This is a genomic window from Streptomyces sp. NPDC041784 (genome assembly GCF_055591025.1).
In genome coordinates, this window is the sequence record NZ_JBVJAB010000086.1 from 1 (window position 1) to 2,115 (window position 2,115).

At 71.9% G+C, this 2,115-nt stretch carries 1 protein-coding gene and 1 pseudogene; one reads left to right on the forward strand and one right to left on the reverse strand.

What is annotated here, in order from left to right; all coding sequences use genetic code 11:
• Positions 1-91 precede the first annotated feature (91 nt).
• Positions 92-1,582: an MFS transporter gene (locus ACZ6D7_RS47485; protein ID WP_469505160.1), complete on the reverse strand. Its 1,491-nt coding sequence runs from the start codon at positions 1,580-1,582 to the stop codon at positions 92-94.
• Between the two features lie 86 nt (positions 1,583-1,668).
• On the opposite strand from ACZ6D7_RS47485, the pseudogene ACZ6D7_RS47490 reads away from it, so the two are divergent.
• Positions 1,669-2,022: pseudogene (locus ACZ6D7_RS47490) on the forward strand (MarR family winged helix-turn-helix transcriptional regulator); the annotation flags it as partial.
• Between the last annotated feature and the right edge of the window lie 93 nt (positions 2,023-2,115).

The window sequence follows — 2,115 nt, forward strand, 5'->3', positions numbered from 1 at the left end:
ACTTCGGCCATCTCCTCAGGTGTCACACCAGCTCAACGACACCCACGAGCAAACAGACACGCCACTCACGAGTGAAGATGACCAAGCCCTACTAGTCGCGGACCGCCACGGGCTCCACCTCCGCCTCCGGCACCGAGGACTTGGCGACCACGACCGAGCCCTGCCCGCGCCGGGTCCGCAGGCCGGTGAGAGTGACGAGGAGTCCGGCCGCGGCGACGGCCGTCACCACCGCCAGGCCCGGACGGTAGCTGTCGAGAACGGCCTGCGGGGTGGGGTCGGCCGGGGCGCCCGCGGTCACCACCGCCGTCACCACGGCGAGGAAGATCGCCCCGCCCACCTGTACGGAGGTGTTGAGCAGCCCCGAGACCATGCCCTGCTCGTGGTCCGCCACCCCGTTGGTGGCCTGGATGTTGAGCGAGGGGAAGACCAGCGCGCAGGCCGCGCCGATCAGCAGCATGCTGGGCAGGATCACGGCCGCGTACACCGGGTCGAGGTCCACGCGCAGGAACAGCGCGTACCCGGCGACCATCAGGGCGAAGCCCACCGCGATCAGCCGGGGCGTGCCGAACCGGTCCACGACCGAGCCCACCTTGGTCGAGGAGACGGCCACCAGCGCGCCGGCCGGGAGGAACGCCAGGGCCGTGTGCAGTGCCGACCAGCCCAGCAGCGACTGCATGTAGAGCGTGGCGAGGAACTGGAAGCCGACGTACGAGCCGAAGAAGGCCATCGCGCCGAGCTGGGCGCGGACCTGGCTGCCCGAGCGCAGCACGCCGAGCCGGATCAGCGGTCCGGGCGAACGCCGTTCGACGAGGACGAAGACGGTCAGCAGGGCGGCGACGGCGAGGAACGACAGCAGCGTACGGGCGGAGGTCCAGCCGGCTTCCGGGGCCTCGACGACGGAGAAGACCAGCAGCAGCATCGACGCGGTGCCGAGGACGGCGCCGGGGACGTCGTACCCGTTGTGGTCGCGTTCACGGTCGCTGCGCGGCAGCAGCTTCAGGCCCGCCACCAGGGCGATGAGCGCGATCGGCGCGGGGAGCAGCATGGTCAGGCGCCAACTGGCCTCCGTGAGCAGGCCGGAGAGGACCAGGCCCATGGAGAAGCCGGTGGCGGCGCAGGTGGTGTAGATGGAGAGGGCGCGGTTGCGCAGCGGGCCCTCCGGGAACGTCGTGGTGATGATCGACAGGCCGGCCGGGGCGGTGAAGGCCGCGCTCAGGCCCTTGATGAAGCGGCTGGCGATCAGCAGCGGACCGGAGTCGACGAGCCCGCCGAGCAGCGAGGCCAGCGCGAAGACTCCGAGGGCGACCAGGAAGACCTGGCGGCGGCCCAGCAGGTCGGCGGCCCGGCCGCCGAGGAGCAGCAGGCCGCCGTAACCCAGGATGTAGCCGCTGACGATCCATTGCAGGGTCGAGGTGGACAGGCCGAGGTCGGAGCCGATGGACGGCAGGGCGACGCCGACCATCGACACGTCCAGCGCGTCCAGGAACATTGCGGCGCACAGCACCAGCAGGGTGCCCCAGAGCCGGGAGGTCCAGCGCACCGTCGACGAGGACGGCACGGGGGAGGGGAGCGGAGAGGTCATGAGCCAGAGATTACATGCGCATGCATCGAATGCAAGCGCATTTAATTCCGCTGCAATAAATTCGATTCTCTGCTACGGTGCGGGCCATGGCGGCGAAGACGGCCGGGGCCGGGCAGCCCGATGGGGCCGATCAGGCACTCGTGGAGCAGTGGCGGGACATGCTGGCGCTGCACGCGCGCACCCACTGCGAACTCGACCGGGCGCTGCACCAACACGGCCTGTGCGCAAGTGACTTCGAGGTGCTCGACGTGCTCGCCGAGAGTGCCGCGCCGGACGGTTCGTGCAGCTATCGCGTCCAGGAGATCGCCGAGCGGGTCCACCTCAGTCAGAGCGCGCTGTCCCGGCTGGTCGCCCGGCTGGAGAAGGACGGCCTCGTCGAGCGCGGCATGTGCCCCGAGGATCGCAGGGGCGTCCGGGTGGCGCTCACCGGGAAGGGGCGCGGGGGGGGGGGGGGGGGGGGGGGGGGGGGGGGGGGGGGGGGGGGGGGGGGGGGGGGGGGGGGGGGGGGGGGGGGGGGGGGGGGGGGGGGGGGG

Bases quoted from the DNA above. Each gene is read 5' to 3' on its own strand.
- ACZ6D7_RS47485 (WP_469505160.1), bottom strand. From the start codon at position 1,582: ATGACCTCTCCGCTCCCCTCCCCCGTGCCGTCCTCGTCGACGGTGCGC.